At 55.8% G+C, this 15,068-nt stretch carries 12 protein-coding genes and 1 tRNA gene; 8 read left to right on the top strand and 5 right to left on the bottom strand.

Going from position 1 to position 15,068, the window contains the following annotated elements; genetic code table 11:
* The first annotated feature begins 89 nt into the window (after window positions 1-89).
* The 3 genes from ABLO27_RS07090 to ABLO27_RS07080 all read left to right on the top strand — a co-directional run bounded on the left by ABLO27_RS07090 (window position 90) and on the right by ABLO27_RS07080 (window position 3,168).
* A complete protein-coding gene (locus tag ABLO27_RS07090; RefSeq protein WP_353031577.1) occupies window positions 90-1,310 on the top strand; it encodes an NAD-dependent epimerase/dehydratase family protein in 1,221 nt (406 codons plus the stop codon).
* Between the two features lie 9 nt (window positions 1,311-1,319).
* Complete coding sequence (locus tag ABLO27_RS07085; RefSeq protein ID WP_353031575.1) at window positions 1,320-2,174, top strand: glycosyltransferase family 8 protein; 855 nt, start codon at window positions 1,320-1,322, stop codon at window positions 2,172-2,174.
* A 106-nt stretch (window positions 2,175-2,280) separates the two neighbouring features.
* On the top strand, window positions 2,281-3,168 hold the full coding sequence (locus ABLO27_RS07080; RefSeq protein WP_353031573.1) for an NAD-dependent epimerase/dehydratase family protein: 888 nt from the start codon (window positions 2,281-2,283) through the stop codon (window positions 3,166-3,168).
* An 8-nt stretch (window positions 3,169-3,176) separates the two neighbouring features.
* Here the strand turns inward: ABLO27_RS07080 and lipB are convergent, their stop codons facing one another.
* Window positions 3,177-3,884, bottom strand: coding sequence for a lipoyl(octanoyl) transferase LipB (lipB, locus tag ABLO27_RS07075; RefSeq protein ID WP_353031571.1), 708 nt, complete (start codon window positions 3,882-3,884; stop codon window positions 3,177-3,179).
* A gap of 95 nt (window positions 3,885-3,979) precedes the next feature.
* On the opposite strand from lipB, the gene ABLO27_RS07070 reads away from it, so the two are divergent.
* Window positions 3,980-4,246 (top strand): FliM/FliN family flagellar motor switch protein, encoded by a 267-nt coding sequence (locus ABLO27_RS07070; protein WP_352943028.1) that lies wholly within the window; start codon window positions 3,980-3,982, stop codon window positions 4,244-4,246.
* 132 nt (window positions 4,247-4,378) lie between these two features.
* Window positions 4,379-4,465, top strand: a tRNA-Leu gene (locus ABLO27_RS07065).
* A gap of 166 nt (window positions 4,466-4,631) precedes the next feature.
* Here ABLO27_RS07065 and ABLO27_RS07060 read toward each other — a convergent pair.
* Genes ABLO27_RS07060 through ABLO27_RS07045 form a run of 4 tightly spaced genes read right to left on the bottom strand, consistent with a single transcriptional unit; the run spans window position 4,632 to window position 9,634 of the window.
* Entirely contained in the window at window positions 4,632-6,554 is a 1,923-nt protein-coding gene (locus ABLO27_RS07060) for a TRAP transporter permease (protein ID WP_353031569.1), read from the bottom strand.
* Between the two features lie 20 nt (window positions 6,555-6,574).
* A complete protein-coding gene (locus tag ABLO27_RS07055; protein WP_353031568.1) occupies window positions 6,575-7,570 on the bottom strand; it encodes a TAXI family TRAP transporter solute-binding subunit in 996 nt (331 codons plus the stop codon).
* A 32-nt stretch (window positions 7,571-7,602) separates the two neighbouring features.
* Window positions 7,603-8,850 (bottom strand): CaiB/BaiF CoA transferase family protein, encoded by a 1,248-nt coding sequence (locus ABLO27_RS07050; RefSeq protein ID WP_353031566.1) that lies wholly within the window; start codon window positions 8,848-8,850, stop codon window positions 7,603-7,605.
* The gene (locus ABLO27_RS07045) at window positions 8,843-9,634 is read right to left on the bottom strand and encodes an IclR family transcriptional regulator (protein ID WP_353031564.1); all 792 of its coding nucleotides are present in this window, start codon (window positions 9,632-9,634) and stop codon (window positions 8,843-8,845) included. Before ABLO27_RS07045 ends, ABLO27_RS07050 begins: the two co-directional genes overlap by 8 nt.
* A gap of 538 nt (window positions 9,635-10,172) precedes the next feature.
* Here ABLO27_RS07045 and ABLO27_RS07040 point away from each other — a divergent pair.
* From ABLO27_RS07040 to mgtE, 3 genes are all read left to right on the top strand, one after another.
* The gene (locus ABLO27_RS07040) at window positions 10,173-12,908 is read left to right on the top strand and encodes a DEAD/DEAH box helicase family protein (protein WP_353031562.1); all 2,736 of its coding nucleotides are present in this window, start codon (window positions 10,173-10,175) and stop codon (window positions 12,906-12,908) included.
* Between the two features lie 59 nt (window positions 12,909-12,967).
* On the top strand, window positions 12,968-13,330 hold the full coding sequence (locus ABLO27_RS07035) for a hypothetical protein (RefSeq protein ID WP_353031560.1): 363 nt from the start codon (window positions 12,968-12,970) through the stop codon (window positions 13,328-13,330).
* Between the two features lie 188 nt (window positions 13,331-13,518).
* Window positions 13,519-14,934: a magnesium transporter gene (gene mgtE / locus ABLO27_RS07030; RefSeq protein WP_353031558.1), complete on the top strand. Its 1,416-nt coding sequence runs from the start codon at window positions 13,519-13,521 to the stop codon at window positions 14,932-14,934.
* The last annotated feature ends 134 nt before the right edge of the window (window positions 14,935-15,068 follow it).

Below are 15,068 nucleotides of genomic sequence, written 5' to 3'. Positions count from 1 at the left end.
GATCTGATTTCTCGCGTGGAACAATCAGGACTTTGAGCCGCATGATCCGTGCTGCCGGGCCCTGTGTTGAGTAACCTAGGAGATTTCTCGTGAAGATTGCGATTCTCGGTGGCGACGGTTTTGTTGGTTGGCCAACTTCCCTGCATTTATCCGACCAGGGGCATGAAGTTCATATCATCGACAATTTGAGCCGCCGCTGGATCGATGCCGAACTAGGCGTGCAATCGCTCACACCGATGGATTCCATTCAAGAACGTGTGCGTATCTGGAAACAGGAAACCGGAAAGACCATTCGATTCCATCTCATCGATATCGCCGAGGAATATGAAGTCTTCAAAGCCTGGCTGTCAGAGAACCGTCCCGATGCGATTATCCATTTTGCCGAGCAGCGCGCCGCGCCATACTCAATGAAGTCGGACAGGCACAAGAACTACACGGTCAACAACAACGTCAACGCCACCCACCATCTGCTGAATGCCATGGTCGATCTGGAGCTCGATGCTCATCTGGTCCATCTGGGGACGATGGGCGTTTACGGATACTCCAATGTCGGCGCGGCTATCCCCGAAGGCTATCTGGGGGTCGATGTCGAGACGCTTTCCGGTGAGAAGGCCAATCAGGAAATCCTTTATCCTGCCAATCCCGGCTCGATCTATCACATGACCAAGTGTCTTGATCAGCTGCTCTTCCAGTTCTACGCCAAGAATGATGCGTTGAGGATCACTGACCTGCACCAGGGAATTGTCTGGGGCACCCATACTGAGCAGACGCTGCGCCACAAGCAACTGATCAACAGATTTGACTACGACGGTGATTATGGAACCGTTCTGAACCGCTTTCTCATTCAGGCAGCTATCGATTATCCTCTGACTGTTCATGGTACGGGTGGGCAAACAAGGGCCTTTATCCATATTCAGGACTCGGTGCGCTGCATCGAGATTGCCTTGAAAAATCCACCGCAAAAGGGTGACCGGGTGAAGGTTTTCAATCAAATGACTGAAACCCACCGGGTGAGGGACCTGGCGGAGCTGATCTCCCGTTTGACAGGCGCAAAGGTTGCCTACCTGCCGAACCCGCGTAAAGAAGCACCTGAGAACGAGCTGGTGGTGGAAAACAAGCAGTTTCTGGAGCTTGGTCTCAATCCAATCACGCTGGAAGACGGCCTGTTGGGTGAAGTTGTCGATGTGGCAAAAACGTTTGCCTACAGGGTTGATCGCAGCCGGGTTCCAGCGGTTTCCGCCTGGACGAAGGAAATTGCCGAAGAAATCGAACATGATCCGGAGCACCCGCGTCTCAAGTCGGTTTCCTGAGGACCTGAGATGGTTGATGTTCCCGCGTTCGACCGGGCCCCGGCCAGCAAGACTGCTTACGTCACGCTGGTCACCAACAGGGATTATGTTCTGGGGGCGACCGCACTTTTGCGGTCGCTTCGCCGAACCTGCACCGAATCCGATCTCGTCGTGCTTTTCACCCCGGGTGTCGACCCACGAGACCTTGAGACGCTGCACGAGTTTGAGCCTCGATTGGGATGTTGCCAGCGGTTGCCGACTTCTGCGGCGTTCAACGAACGTCACGAACGAGGCCGACTGCACAAGGCAGCACCTTTCTCCAAGGGCGGCAAACCCGTGTTTCACACACCGCTCGACAATTTCGTCAAGCTGCGACTTTGGCAACTGACGGAATACGAGAAGGTGGTTTTCATCGATGCGGACGCGCTTGTTCTGAAGAACTGCGACAAACTGTTTGCTTATCCCCAATTCTGTGCAGCGCCGAATGTTTATGAGAGTGTCGCCGATTTTCACCGGCTCAACAGTGGTGTTTTCACCGCTGAGCCGAGCATTGCGACTTTCAACGACATGCTGAAAAAGCTGGATCAACCCGGTGTATTTTGGCGTCGCACGGACCAGACCTTCCTCGAAACCTACTTTCCCGACTGGCACGGCCTGCCGGTTTTCTACAACATGTTGCAGTATGTCTGGTTCAATCTGCCTGACCTTTGGCGATGGAGCGACATTCACATCCTGCATTTTCAGTATGAAAAACCCTGGCAGGAAAATCATGAAAGGGCAGATCTTGTTCGCCCGCTGATTGAACTCTGGCAGGCCTACGCAACAGGCAAGGGGATACCGGAAAACGTTTCGCAGCTTGCTGACCCTGGACCTGGAACTTTGTAAGCCCTTCGTTTGCCGCACGCTGTTGGAGTATAAGAACTCCGACTCGCGCCCTTGTCGGGCAGACTTCAAAGCCAACCACGCGTGAGCGTTTTTCCGGGACCTCCTGATGCATGTACTCATTACCGGTGCCAACGGTATTGTCGGCCGTTTCATTACCAGACGGATGCTGGATCTTGGCCATGGCGTGACCGTGCTCGGCCGGCAACCGATGGAAGGTTGGACGACTAGGTTTTGTCAGTTTGACCTGTCGGAAGTGTCTGAAGAACTGCCGGAAGCAGATGTGCTCGTTCATTGTGCGTTTCAGCATGAACCGGGTAAATATCGTGGAGGCGAGGGCGACGATCCTCATGGGTTCATCCAGGCGAATGTCGAAGGAACGCAGCGTTTGTTCGAAGCTGCAAAGCAGGCAGGTGTTCGGCACTGCGTGTTTCTCTCCAGCCGGGCTGTCTACACGGATACCGGCAACTGGGTTGTCTTGAGTGAGAGTTCGGCGACGCAACCTGAGACGCTTTATGGGCAGGTGAAACTCGCGGGGGAGGAAGCTCTGAGGACCATGTGTGATGAGCAGTTTGTCGGGAGTGTTCTTCGCGCAACCGGCGTTTACGGCTGCCCACCCGGCCTGAGAGAGCACAAATGGAGTGATTTGTTCATCCGCTTTGAAAATGGCGAGGACATTGCTCCGCGGCTTGGAACCGAAGTCCACGGAGAAGACCTGGGAGATGCCGTTTTGAAGGTGTTGAACCGAGACACTTCCCAAGGAAACAGCTTTGAAGTTTTCAACGTGTCCGACATTCTTCTCGACCGGCAGGACCTTCTCAAAAGCTATGCCCGCGTGAGAAACATCACGGCGGATTTGCCGGCGCGGGCACCTGGTCCTTTAGGCGTCATGGATGCGGGTAAACTGAAAGTGCTGGGTTGGCAGCCGGGTGGGGATGCACGGTTACAGTCCTTTCTTGAAACCTGCCAGGAAAGTGAAGCAGGCAATCAGGACTGACCGCCCCTCTAGATAGCTTCAACAGGTCCAAAAATCTTCTCAAATTCGCCACGCAGCACGGAATCGTTCTCGGCCATCGTGACGGGTATGCCCAGGTCGACCAGGCTGGTGACGCCATGCTCGGTAATGCCGCACGGAACGATGCCGGAAAAATGCTCCAGCTCCGGTTCGACGTTGAAGCTTATGCCGTGAAACGTGACCCATTTGCGCAGCCGAATGCCGATGGCTGCGATCTTGTCTTCCACATTAGTGCCCTTTTCGGGACGGCGAACCCATACACCAACACGATCTTCCCGACGCTCGCCTCGAATGTGGTAGTTCCAGAGCGTGTTGATCAGCCATGCCTCAAGCGCAGACACAAAGGCACGCACATCCTGATACCGCCGCCTCAGATCCAGCATGACATAGGCAACCCTTTGACCCGGGCCATGATAGGTGTGCTGGCCACCGCGACCTGTCCGATAGACCGGAAACCGATCGGGCGCGACCAGATCACTGTCGTCGGCTCTCTTTCCCGCGGTGTAGATGGGTGGGTGTTCCAGCAGCCAGACCTGCTCGCGAGCTTCGCCATCGATGATTCTCTTCACCCGTTCGTCCATCGCGGCCAGGGCGGTCTCATAGTCAACGAGTTCGTCGGAAATCTTCCATTCGACCGGTGCATCGCCCGTTTTCGGCAGGAAATTGACGGATAGGTTGTCTCTTTCGTCAGGTGACATGTGGATGACAGTTCTTTGTTTTTTGAGCTGGCTTGCCGGGCCGTGGTATGGTTAAGCGCTGGCGGGTATCGCCTATTTAAGGAACCAAGCGTCCGATGACCACCTTTGATGAAATCAAAGTCGATATTTCCGTCGTTCTCGGTGAGTCCGAAATGCCGGTCCATCAGCTTTTGCGCATGGGCCGCGGCGCGGTCATCGACCTCGACGTCAACGAGGATGACGACGTGAAGATTTATGCGAACAACACGCTTGTTGCCAGAGGACAGGTGGTGTTGCTGGGCGAACGGATCGGTATTTCCATCACGGAAGTTCTGATGCGTGCACCAGAGATCAGGCCCATGCGGACCGACGGGCCGCTATGAGCGATAATGAGCTGCTTTCAAAAGAAATTTTGCATGCCTGTGAATTATTGCCATTTCAGTACTTGCGCCCCTAAATTCCTTTTGCTACATGGGGCGCCTCGACGCTGAGAGGCGCCGAAAACAATCGAATAAGCGGTCGTGGCGGAATTGGTAGACGCGCAGCGTTGAGGTCGCTGTGGGGTAAAACCCGTGGAAGTTCGAGTCTTCTCGACCGCACCATTCTCTCAGGAGTTTGGTACGACAAAAAAACCGGCCTTGCGCCGGTTTTTTTGCGTTTGCATTCAGAAACGATACTTGTCGGAAAACTGGTCAGCAGTGCCATTGGCTGTTGCACGATGAGATTTTGTCGACTTCTGCCTCTCAGAGCGTTTATCAACTGTTCAGTTCAAGCCGTCACATTCTTGACCGGTGCTTTTGCCCTGACATGCTGGCTGACGAGAAGAGCCACAAAGCCGGTGAAACCAACGCCGAATAGTGCGATACCTGCAACGCCCCAGTGATCGTGACCGAATGTTGCGTATCCAAACATGGATACGCAGGCGACCAGGGCGAAAAGTCTCTCCATCGCGGTCAACCAGATCTTCTGCACACCGTAGATCAACATCGTCATTGTGAGCAGGGCCACCGGTATGGCGATCAAGGAGAGAACGGTGGTCATTGCGCTCTCCGAACGTAAGTTGAGCAGCGGATTGAAGACGATCAGGTAGGGGATGATGAAGCCCGCGATCGAAAGTTTGAAGGCTTTCAGCGACGTGGTGAAGTAGTTGGCTCCGGATATGGCCGAAGCCGCCAGGGCTCCGAGGGCGACAGGCGGGGTGACCGCGGACAGAATGGCGAAATAGAAGCAGAAGAAGTGCGCGGAAATCACCGGAACACCCATCTTGATCAATGTGGGTACAGCGACGATGGCAACGAGGCTGTAGGCAGCCACAGGTGGCACGCCGCACCCAAGGATGATCGATACGATCATCGTGATCACCAGACCCATGAGCATGTTTCCGGCGCTCAACAGTTCGACCAGCCCGGCAATCTTGGCACCGAGGCCAGTTGTGATCAGTGTCTGCGAAATGAGCCCGACAACGCATAGCGAAATGCCAATTTTTGCTCCGACCGCTGCGCCGTTGGTCAAAGCTTCCAGAAACTCGTTCACGGTTGGCTTTGGGCCAGGCCTGAAGAAACTGAGTACAAAGGCCGCCAGGATTGCCCAGAAAGCCGCCACGGCCGGGCTCATGCGCAAGAGGAGAAGCACGGTGATGATCCCGACCGGAATGATGAAGAGCGGTAGTCCGCGCGCAATCAATCCAAGATCGGCAGCTTCATGGGGGGGCTCAATGTCTTCGGCAACGGAAACATATTGCACTGCCGCCATGACACCGAGATAGAACAGGATTGCCGGAAGAATGCCGGCCAGCATGATGTCCGCGTACGGCACGCCGACAAAAAAGGCCATCAGGAATGCGGCGGCTCCCATCACCGGCGGCATCAACTGACCTCCCGTTGAGGCTGTTGCCTCGATGCCTCCGGCAAGCGCTCCTGAATATCCGACGCGTTTCATGTAAGGAATTGTGAACGCGCCCGTGATTGCGACATTGGCAACAGAAGCTCCTGAAACCATGCCGACAAGCGAGCTTGAAATCACCGCTGTCTGGCCGGGACCTCCCCGTAGCCGTGCACCGGCCAGTTTTCCGATTTCGTTGAGAGCGTCCGTGACGTTCATGACGCTGAGCAGCGCGCCGAACACCACAAACAGAAAGATCTGATTGGCGGAGATGGACAGAAAGTTCCCGTAAACACCCGAAAGGCCGATCGACAGGTAAGAAACAACGTAGTCGAAGCTGAAGGGACGATGGAAGAGCGGTCCTGGAATCAAGTGTCCCAACAGGAAGTAGGCAACGAACACGGCGGCGACAATCGGAAGGGTCCAGCCCCAGGCGAGGCGGGTTCCTTCCAGAGCGAGAAGGACGATGACGACGCCGACAAAGACGTCCATCGGCTCGGGAAATCCGTATAGTTCTTCCAGATGGTTCAGATTGAAGCCGACATAGGCCGTTACGGCGAGACCGGCAGCCAGCAACAGGCCGTTGATCGCGAAGTGCAGGCGCGTCGGGCTTGCCGCCATCGCCGACAGAAACACCATTGAGAAGACGAAGGCCAGATGGATGTTCTGGTTCTCGATGCTCCCGATCAGCAGGAATTGTGCGCTGATCAGGTGGTAGAGCACCATGCAAAGTCCGAGGATCATCAAGGCGCGGCGGGCGAGACCGCGCAGGCTGTCGCCCGTTGCATTTGCTGTGTCTGCGGACATCATCCGGCCTCCCTCCGGCGCACTTATTCTATGATTCCGGCTTCTCGATAGGCCCGCAGGGCACCAGGATGGATGTTCTCGGGATCCCAGCCATAGGCGAGGGACTTGGCCGACATCAGTTTTCCGAGCGCGTGATAGTCACCGAACTGGCCAACATTGTCGATCAGCGTCCGGGTAACTTCATAAGCCGCGTCGTCGTCGAGTTCAGGATAGGACACCCACGCGATTGCGTCGAAGAAACCGTCAAGATCGCTATCAACTCCCTCAACGGATCCAGCCGGAACAGACAGGTGATTCATGGCAATGCCTTTGTCGATGACGGCCTGTACGGCATCCTTGCCCCACGGAATGTGGTAGAGCTTTTTGCCAGCAGCCAGCAGTTCCACCGTTTGAGGGCTTGGCTTGAATTCGCCGGTCAACGGGTCTGCATATCCACCGACAATCGCCGCATCCACGGAGCCGTTGAGCAGTGCCTGTGCAGCGTCCTTGGTACCCAGGCGCTCGATGGTGATCTTGTCCTCCATCTGCCAGCCATCACGAATGATGTGCATGGGCTCAATGGTCCACAGGATCTGCGGCGGTCGTCCTAGAGCAATCGTCTTGCCTTCAAGGTCGGCGGCGCTCTTTATTCCAGGATCGAAGGTGGCAAGCCAAACCGAACCGAGCAGGTAGTTGCCGATCAGCTTGACGTCCGGCAGCTTGTTATCGAAAGGTTTCTGGCCGCTGGTAGCCAGGTAGTTGATCCCGGTTGTGAAAGCCATGAAGGTGTTTTTCTTCATGTCCGGATCTCTGTTCAGCTGCTTGGCGTTGTAAACCAGTCCGGGGGTTTCCGAAGAGGTGACCTGCACCTTGTCTGAGTGTTTGGCGACGATTTGTTCAACCGCATTGCCAAGAACATAGGAACCGGTGCCAAACGGGCCTGTGATCAGCGAGATTTGAGTCTTGTCGGTCGCCTGTCCGGACACGGGAACAAGGGTTGCTGTCGTTATTATTCCGAGCGTTGCCAGTATCTTTTTCATGTTGCCAATCCTCCCATTGGTTTTGTTATTCGTCAGATCACCTGCTTGTTCCGCAGGGTTGTGATTTCTGCTTCGCTCAGGCCAAGGCGGCCGGCATATATGGTGTTGTTATCCGCGCCGAGAGCGGGGCCGGGCGAATGAACGGACCCGGGGGTGCGCGAGAAATTCGGGGTTACGCCCTGCATACGCACTGATCCCAGTTCGTCGTCTTCCAGACCCACGATCATCTGGTTGGCAATCACCTGCGGGTCGGTGAAAAGCTCGTCGATCGTTCGAACCTTGGCGGCGGTCACGCTGAAAGCCTCCAATTCGCCGCAGGCTTCCTCCGCGCTCCGTTGCGCGAACCAGTCACCGATAATCTCGTCCAACTGATCCGCGTATTGCAGACGCAAAACATTGGTCTGGAAGCGTGGATCGATGATCAGGTCCTCACGACCTATTGCGGATGCAAGCCGTTCGAACAAGGTCTGAGTGCTGGCTGCGACCGTGCACCACTGACCATCGCGCGCCTGGTAGCAATTGCCCGGAGCGGCGTAGGGATTGCGATTGCCGGTCCGTTGCCGGATCTCGCCCAACTGGTCGTATTCAATCGGCAGAAAATCGAGGATGCGGAACATCGATTCAAACAGCGATACGGAGACAACTTGTCCCTTTGCGTCCGGGTTTGCGTGCCGTTCCAGAAGAGCCATCAGAATTCCAAGTGCACCAAAGAGGCCAGTTACCGAGTCGGCGATTGGGTAGCCCGGATGCATGGGTGCGCCGTCAGCCTGTCCACACAGCGACAGGAAACCTGACATGGCGTCGGCAACGCGCGCAAAGCCGGGGCGATTTGCATATGGACCCTTTTGGCCAAAAGCGCTTACCCGAAGGATCGTCAGGTTGGGATTGACTGCCCACAGATCTTCCGGTCCGATCCCCCATTTCTCGATGGTGCCCGGACGGAAATTTTCGATGAGAACATCGCATTCCTGAACCAGGCTCTTGACGATCTCGACGCCTTCCTGCGTGCGCAGATCAAGAGTTATTCCCTTCTTGTTGCGGTTGATGACCTTGGCCCACAGCGAGACGCCATTCTTGTGGGGGCGAAGGGCCCGCAATCCGTCACCATCGCCAGGCATTTCGACTTTCAGTACGTCAGCACCGAAATCTGCGAGCAGGCCGCCGGCCAGAGGCCCGGCTATGATGGTTGCGATGTCCAGAACCTTGAGGCCGCGCAGCGGACCGGTTGCCTGATCCGCGCTGTCCTGTTGCCTCGGTTGGGGCTGCGTTTTGTTAAGCAACGGACCGCTCCGATCCCAAGATGTTGCTCAACTCGTCAGCCGATCTGCGAACAGTTGCCGCGAACAATTCTTTTCGTTCCGGTTTGCGGTTGCGGCTGGACGGCATGATGATGGCAATTGACCCCATAACCGTACCGTTGGGGCCCCGGAAAGCCGCCGCGTAGCCGGCAGCATCGGGAACGCGCTGGCCTTCCGTGGTTGCAAATCCTTCCGCGCGGGCTTTTTCCAATCCAGATCGGATGAGCTCAGGCGACAAGTCCCCGCCATCGGCCAGGCGAATGTCCGAGGCAGCCAGAATGTTTTCAGTTTCCTCTTCGGGAAGTTGTGACAGGATTGCCCAACCTGCAGCCCCAACACGCAGGTCTGCACGAAAACCCTGACCGAGTGTGTATCGAACGGGCTGAGGTGAGTGAATCTCGCTCACGACCACGGCTTCACGTCCTTCGCGCAGGTTGATGTCGACGGTTTCGCCGGTGGCCTCGCGTGCTGCCTGAATGATCGGTTGGGCACGGGAGATCAGGCCCGAAGGATCGAGCAGCGCTCGTGCCATCGAAATCAGTCCGTACGAAATCGAATAGATGCCCGTGCGCGCATCCTTGTTGAGCAGGCCTTCGGCGAAAAGTGTTTCGGCAAGCCGGAAGGTCGTAACCTTGTTCAATCCCGTGCGAGCCGTCAGCTCAGCAAGCGTTAGTGATCTCTCTCCCTCGTCGAAACACCTCAGCACTGCCACAGCGCGCGACACCGTCTGCAAAGTACCGCTTTGCTCTTCCTTCTTGTCCTTCAAACCAGCCTCCCTACCGGTTAAAACAGAGTATTTCATATAATGAAATGATATTACTTTATTTGAAATATTGAAAAGCAGAAACGGAATTGCTTGTCAACCAGTCGGTCGAGGGAGTGGTTTTTAGGTTTTACTTTCAATAACTTGGAGGCGCCGACTCAATAGGGTCAGAACAGCTGGTTCGATCTGTCTGTGAGGAGCGCGCTGCGTTTGCTTGAAAAATCGATCAGGATTCATTGAAGGTCGCGATGCACACAATCCGGTGCGAGCTTGTCATCGGCAGGAGATGCCAGCGGGTCGTTTGATGGGCCTGCCTTGCGGCGAGATTCGTTTCACTGCTGCCGTGAGCGAAGAATCGCTCAGCGTTTTTTGGTCCCTGATTGTCATTCTCAGAGTTGTCAGAAAACATTGCCGGATGGCAACGTTGAGAGAAAAATCGTCGAATGAGCACTGGAATTCATTTTGCAAATTCCGGCGTGAAGATCTTGTAAGCTGGATGGACACACCGTTGATTCCCTTGATCGAAATCCGGGCCGGCTGATTGGAAGAATTGCGTTTCAAGTTTCCCTGGCGAAGTTACCAGCAACGGGTTCTCGATGAACTGAACGATCATCTGAGCGATGCTCAATTGCACGTCGTTGCTGCTCCTGGGTCGGGCAAGACCGTGCTTGGCCTGGAAGTCATGCGGCGCCTTGGCAAACCGACACTGATTTTTGCGCCATCCCTGGCAATCAGAAACCAGTGGAAGACCCGGCTGGTGGATCTGTTTATGCCCGAGGGATCGAATCCGGACTGGATTTCCCTGGACATCCGGCGACCTCGATTTTTGACGATAAGCACATATCAGGGTCTGCATGCGGCGCTTAGCGGCGAGGGGGACGAAGAAGATGAAAGCGGTGGTGAACCGCTGGGTGAAGCGTTGTTTCAAAAGTGCCGGGATCTGGGTGTTGGCACGCTCATTTTCGATGAGGCGCACCATCTTCGAAAGGAGTGGTATCGTTCTCTGGTTCAGCTGAGGCAAGCTTTATCGGCGCCAGTGAAGACGGTCTCCCTGACAGCGACCCCCCCTTACGATGCAGATGCTTCGGAATGGGCGAACTATGAGAGCTTGTGCGGATCTGTCGACTGTGAAATCCCGATTCCCGAACTCGTTAAGTCGGGTGATCTTTGTCCCCATCAGGATCTCGTGTGTTTTTCAGCCCCAACGGGCCCGGAAGCTGATTTCATCGAGACCTTTGCCAAGGATCTGAATGCGTTTGCCTATGATCTTCTGAATGACAGCCGGTTCCTGTCGGCGCTGTCAAACATGCCCTGGTATTTGGTTCCCGGAGATTGTGAAGACGAGATCGTCGGGAATGCGGATTTTTTTCTTGCTGGGCTCGTGTTTCTGAAAGCCTCGGGGCAGCCCATACACCCGGATGCATTGGATTATTGTAGTCTGAAACTTGAGGAGCTGCCGGAACTCAACCGTCAACTTCTTGAACAGCTGCTCAAAGGAGTGATTTGCGAGGAATTTTCCCGGTGGTTCGACGCCGGCCGGATGCGCAAGGATATCCAGAAGCGTCTGCGAACGTTTGGCGGCCTGCACAGAGGGCAACCGATGCTCGCAAACCTGGATGAAGCAAACAAACTCTTGAAAAACAGTTTGGGGAAGATCCAGTCCATCCGGTCCATTGTTGCGGCGGAGTCCTCAAGCCTGGGCAATGCGCTGCGGATGGTCATCCTGACCGACTACATTCATCGGGATCAGATGCAGAGCGGCTCAAAAGGGAACTACCAACCCGCAAAGATCGGTGTCGTGCCGCTGTTTGAAGTCCTGCGCGAGCGTGGAGAGTATCACTACAAGCTTGGTGTTCTGACCGGGTCTCTGGTTATTCTGCCTCGCAATGCCAAACCGGCTTTCCGGGCTGCAGCGAGAGAAAAGGGGATCGTCGATGATGATGTCCGGTTCCGCCGGCTTCGGCATGACAGTGACTATGTAGAAGTCGAGTTGAAGGGGCCTCTCCGGCACGAAATGGTTCATGTCGTGACCGAAGTGTTCCAGCAAGGAGAGGTTACGGTTCTCATCGGAACGCAGTCGCTGCTTGGCGAAGGTTGGGATGCGCCTTCTATCAACAGTCTTGTTCTCGCCAGCATTGTCGGTTCGTTCATGTTGTCAAATCAGATGCGGGGACGTGCTATCCGGAATGATCCAAGGGCTCCGGGAAAAGTCGCCAACATTTGGCATCTGGCCTGCATCAATTTGCCAGAGCTCAGCAATCCTCTTGAGAGTCTCATCAAGATAGGGAAGTTGAGCGGGGCAGGAACGGGAGCGAGAAGCGGCTGGAACCCGATCAGAGAGGAACTGGGTGAGGATTACAGCATGCTTGGCCGGCGCTTCAAGGCCTTTGAGGGCCTGACCTCTACTGAACCGATTCTGATCGAGTCGGGTCTGTGGCGGATGGGGTTTTCCAATGTCACCTGGAACGAAGAGGAGGTGAACCGGATTAACGGTGCCACATTTGCGAAGAGTGCCGACAGGACAGTTGTTGCGCATAAATGGCACGACGCGCTTCAGACCTGCACTCCTGACGCCCGCCTGCGGCCTACTGTTACCGCGCAGCGCGCCCGCCAGCACTGGGTCTATCGGAGTTCAATCAGTGTGCTGTCTGCAGGTGGAGGCGGGGTCTTGATGTTCACGTTTGCTCTGTTAGCGGCCTTGTCGGCCGGAGCATCTATTCAGGCAGTTGCTGCCATCTTTGCCCTGGGAGCTTTCGCCGCCCTGCTGGCAGCTCCGAAAATTGTTAAATCCGCAGGATTTCTCCTGAGAAATGGGACGGTGCAAGGTAATCTGCGGCAAATCGGCAAGGCTCTTCTTGAGACACTGCGGCACACCGGTCAGATGCAGGCGCCTGTCAGCAAACTCAAGTTTGTCGTCAGGAAACAGGGGGACGAACATTACTGTTTTCTTGAAGGTGCTGCGCCAAAAGAGCGCGAACTGTTTTTGTCGTCGCTGGAACAAGTTCTGGGACCCTTGGGCAAACCCAAATACATTCTGGTTCGCAAGTCCCGCTTCTTCGGAAAGGCCCACATTGACTATCACCCTGTTCCCGATGCAATTGCAGGAAAGAAAACGCACGCTGAGCATTTTGCCAGGTGCTGGAGGAAATGGGTGTCAAATGCCGAACTGGTGTCGGTCAGGTCCCAGGATGGACGCAGGGAGTTGCTGCACGCGAGGGCGCAATCCTTGTCCGCCTCGTTCGTTCCTCATGCTCAGCGACTGGGGCGTTGGGAATGAAAGGTGACCGTTTGCAATGTCTCTTGAAGAATGCACGCGCAACGCACGGGAGCTCCAACTTGGACAGCAACAGCACGGGTGACAGGGTCTTCTTGTCTCTGTTGCACAGGTTGAAGACCGTACTGCAAATCCTGCTTTTTTCGGCACTCTTTGTCGGGGAGGGCGTAACGCTGGCCTCAGCTCAATCGCTCTCGACCAATCCGGCGAACTTCAGAGGAATGACTTGTCAGCAACTCTGGTACGTGGAGCAGGAGGTCCTGGCCGAGGGGCGGGTCTGTCTGAAGACGGAGCGGGCGCGGCGGGCATTCAGCCGGGCTGAACGCTGCATATCGGCGGACGAGAGCATTTTGCCGCGCAAGGCGCGTGACTATCTCGGTCAGTTGAGACAGACGGCAAGGGACAAGGGCTGTTCGGGTTTTTGATCTGTCCTTGGCGCATTTGAGGAGCCAAGTGTCGGGTTTCGTTTCAAAAAAACAGCCAAGCGTGCCTAAGCTTGTGGACTTGTTTCCCTTTTCCGGTAGCGCTTTCGTCCTGCAAACGCTAGTTCTGGTCGGGGAATGCCGGTAGAGCGCTACCGGAAGCAGTCTAGGCCTGGAGAGGGAGGCGCCGGATGAGCGAAGCAGCCAAGCTTGATGTGATCGCCTCCGAAGAACCCTCTATTCCCGTACGCGACGAAGAAGACCGGCTCAATCCAGAATTCATCGCGGCCGTGGAAGCGGCCCTTCAGGCCCAGGACCAGTACGGGCTGCGGGCGCTTGCCGGTGATCTTCATGAAGCCGATACCGGTGACCTTCTTGAGACGCTCAGTGCTGACGAACGTGCCGACTTCATCCGGCTGCTCGGCGACGACTTCGACTACACCGCGCTGACCGAAACCGATGAGGCGGTGCGTCTGCAGGTTCTTGAAGACTTGCCGAATGAAGTCATCGCGGAAGGTCTTGAGGACCTGGATTCCGACGATGCCGTCTACATTCTGGAAGATCTCGATGAAGACGATCAGGCAGCCATTCTCGAAGAGCTGCCTTATGCCGACCGCGCCCAGCTGCAAAAGGCGCTTGATTATCCGGAAGAAAGCGCCGGCCGGCGCATGCAGAGCGAGTTCATCGCGGTCGCACCTTTCTGGACCGTCGGACAGACGATCGACTACATGCGAGAAGCCAGAGACCTGCCGGACAGTTTTTACGAGATCTATGTTGTCGATCCGACTTTCAAGCTTCTCGGGTCGGTTCACCTGGACAAGATCCTGCGCACCAAAAGAGCGGAGAAGGTCACTTCCATCATGGAAGAGACCCGGCAAGCGGTTCTGGCGACGGAAGATCAGGAAGAGGTCGCCCGCCGCTTTGAGCGTTACAACCTTGTCTCTGCCGCTGTGGTCGATGAAAACGAGCGGCTTGTTGGCGTCCTGACGGTCGATGACATCGTCGACGTTATCCAGGAGGAAGCTGAAGAAGACCTGCGTGCACTTGCCGGTGTTGGTGACGAAGAGATTTCCGACAGCGTGGTGACGATTGCCCGCTCCCGCCTGGCATGGCTGGTGGTCAATCTGGGAACGGCAATACTGGCCTCTGTGGTGATTGCCCTTTTCGAGGACACGATCGAAGCCATGGTGGCGCTTGCCGTGTTGATGCCGATCGTGGCGTCCATGGGCGGCAATGCCGGAACCCAGACAATGACCGTGGCGGTGCGCGGAATTGCAACCCAGGAGCTGACCGCCCGCAACATGATGCGGGTTCTGAACAGGGAGGTCCTGGTCAGTGCGCTCAACGGCTTTGCGCTTGCCATATTGATCGGTCTGACGGCCTGGCTCTGGTTCGCGAGCCCCGGCCTTGGCATCGTGATCGCCGGGGCAATCATCATCAACATGCTGTTTGCAGGTCTCTCCGGCCTGCTTATTCCTCTCGTGCTTGACCGGCTCAATGTGGACCCGGCCATTGCCTCCAGCGTGTTTGTGACAACGGTGACCGATGTTGTCGGGTTCTTTGCGTTTCTGGGGATCGCGGCCCTCTGGTTCGGGTTGCCGCTTTAATCGAGCTTGGCCTTGCGGATTGCAGATGGCCGTCCAGACTAAAAGGTTCCATTTGGGGGGGCAGGTCGCGATATATTCAGCGGGAAACACGCTTTCTCAACGACATTGCGGGCACTCAAATTGAGGGCCGTTAA

It is taken from the genome of Roseibium sp. SCP15 (assembly GCF_040329435.1).
Lineage (GTDB): Bacteria > Pseudomonadota > Alphaproteobacteria > Rhizobiales > Stappiaceae > Roseibium.
This window is presented reverse-complemented; position numbering and strand designations above follow the sequence as displayed.

Coding starts and splice junctions, on each gene's coding strand:
- ABLO27_RS07060 (WP_353031569.1), bottom strand. CDS start 6,554: ATGATGTCCGCAGACACAGCAAATGCAACGGGCGACAGCCTGCGCGGT.
- lipB (WP_353031571.1), bottom strand. CDS start 3,884: ATGTCACCTGACGAAAGAGACAACCTATCCGTCAATTTCCTGCCGAAA.
- ABLO27_RS07080 (WP_353031573.1), top strand. CDS start 2,281: ATGCATGTACTCATTACCGGTGCCAACGGTATTGTCGGCCGTTTCATT.
- mgtE (WP_353031558.1), top strand. CDS start 13,519: ATGAGCGAAGCAGCCAAGCTTGATGTGATCGCCTCCGAAGAACCCTCT.
- ABLO27_RS07070 (WP_352943028.1), top strand. CDS start 3,980: ATGACCACCTTTGATGAAATCAAAGTCGATATTTCCGTCGTTCTCGGT.
- ABLO27_RS07055 (WP_353031568.1), bottom strand. CDS start 7,570: ATGAAAAAGATACTGGCAACGCTCGGAATAATAACGACAGCAACCCTT.
- ABLO27_RS07085 (WP_353031575.1), top strand. CDS start 1,320: ATGGTTGATGTTCCCGCGTTCGACCGGGCCCCGGCCAGCAAGACTGCT.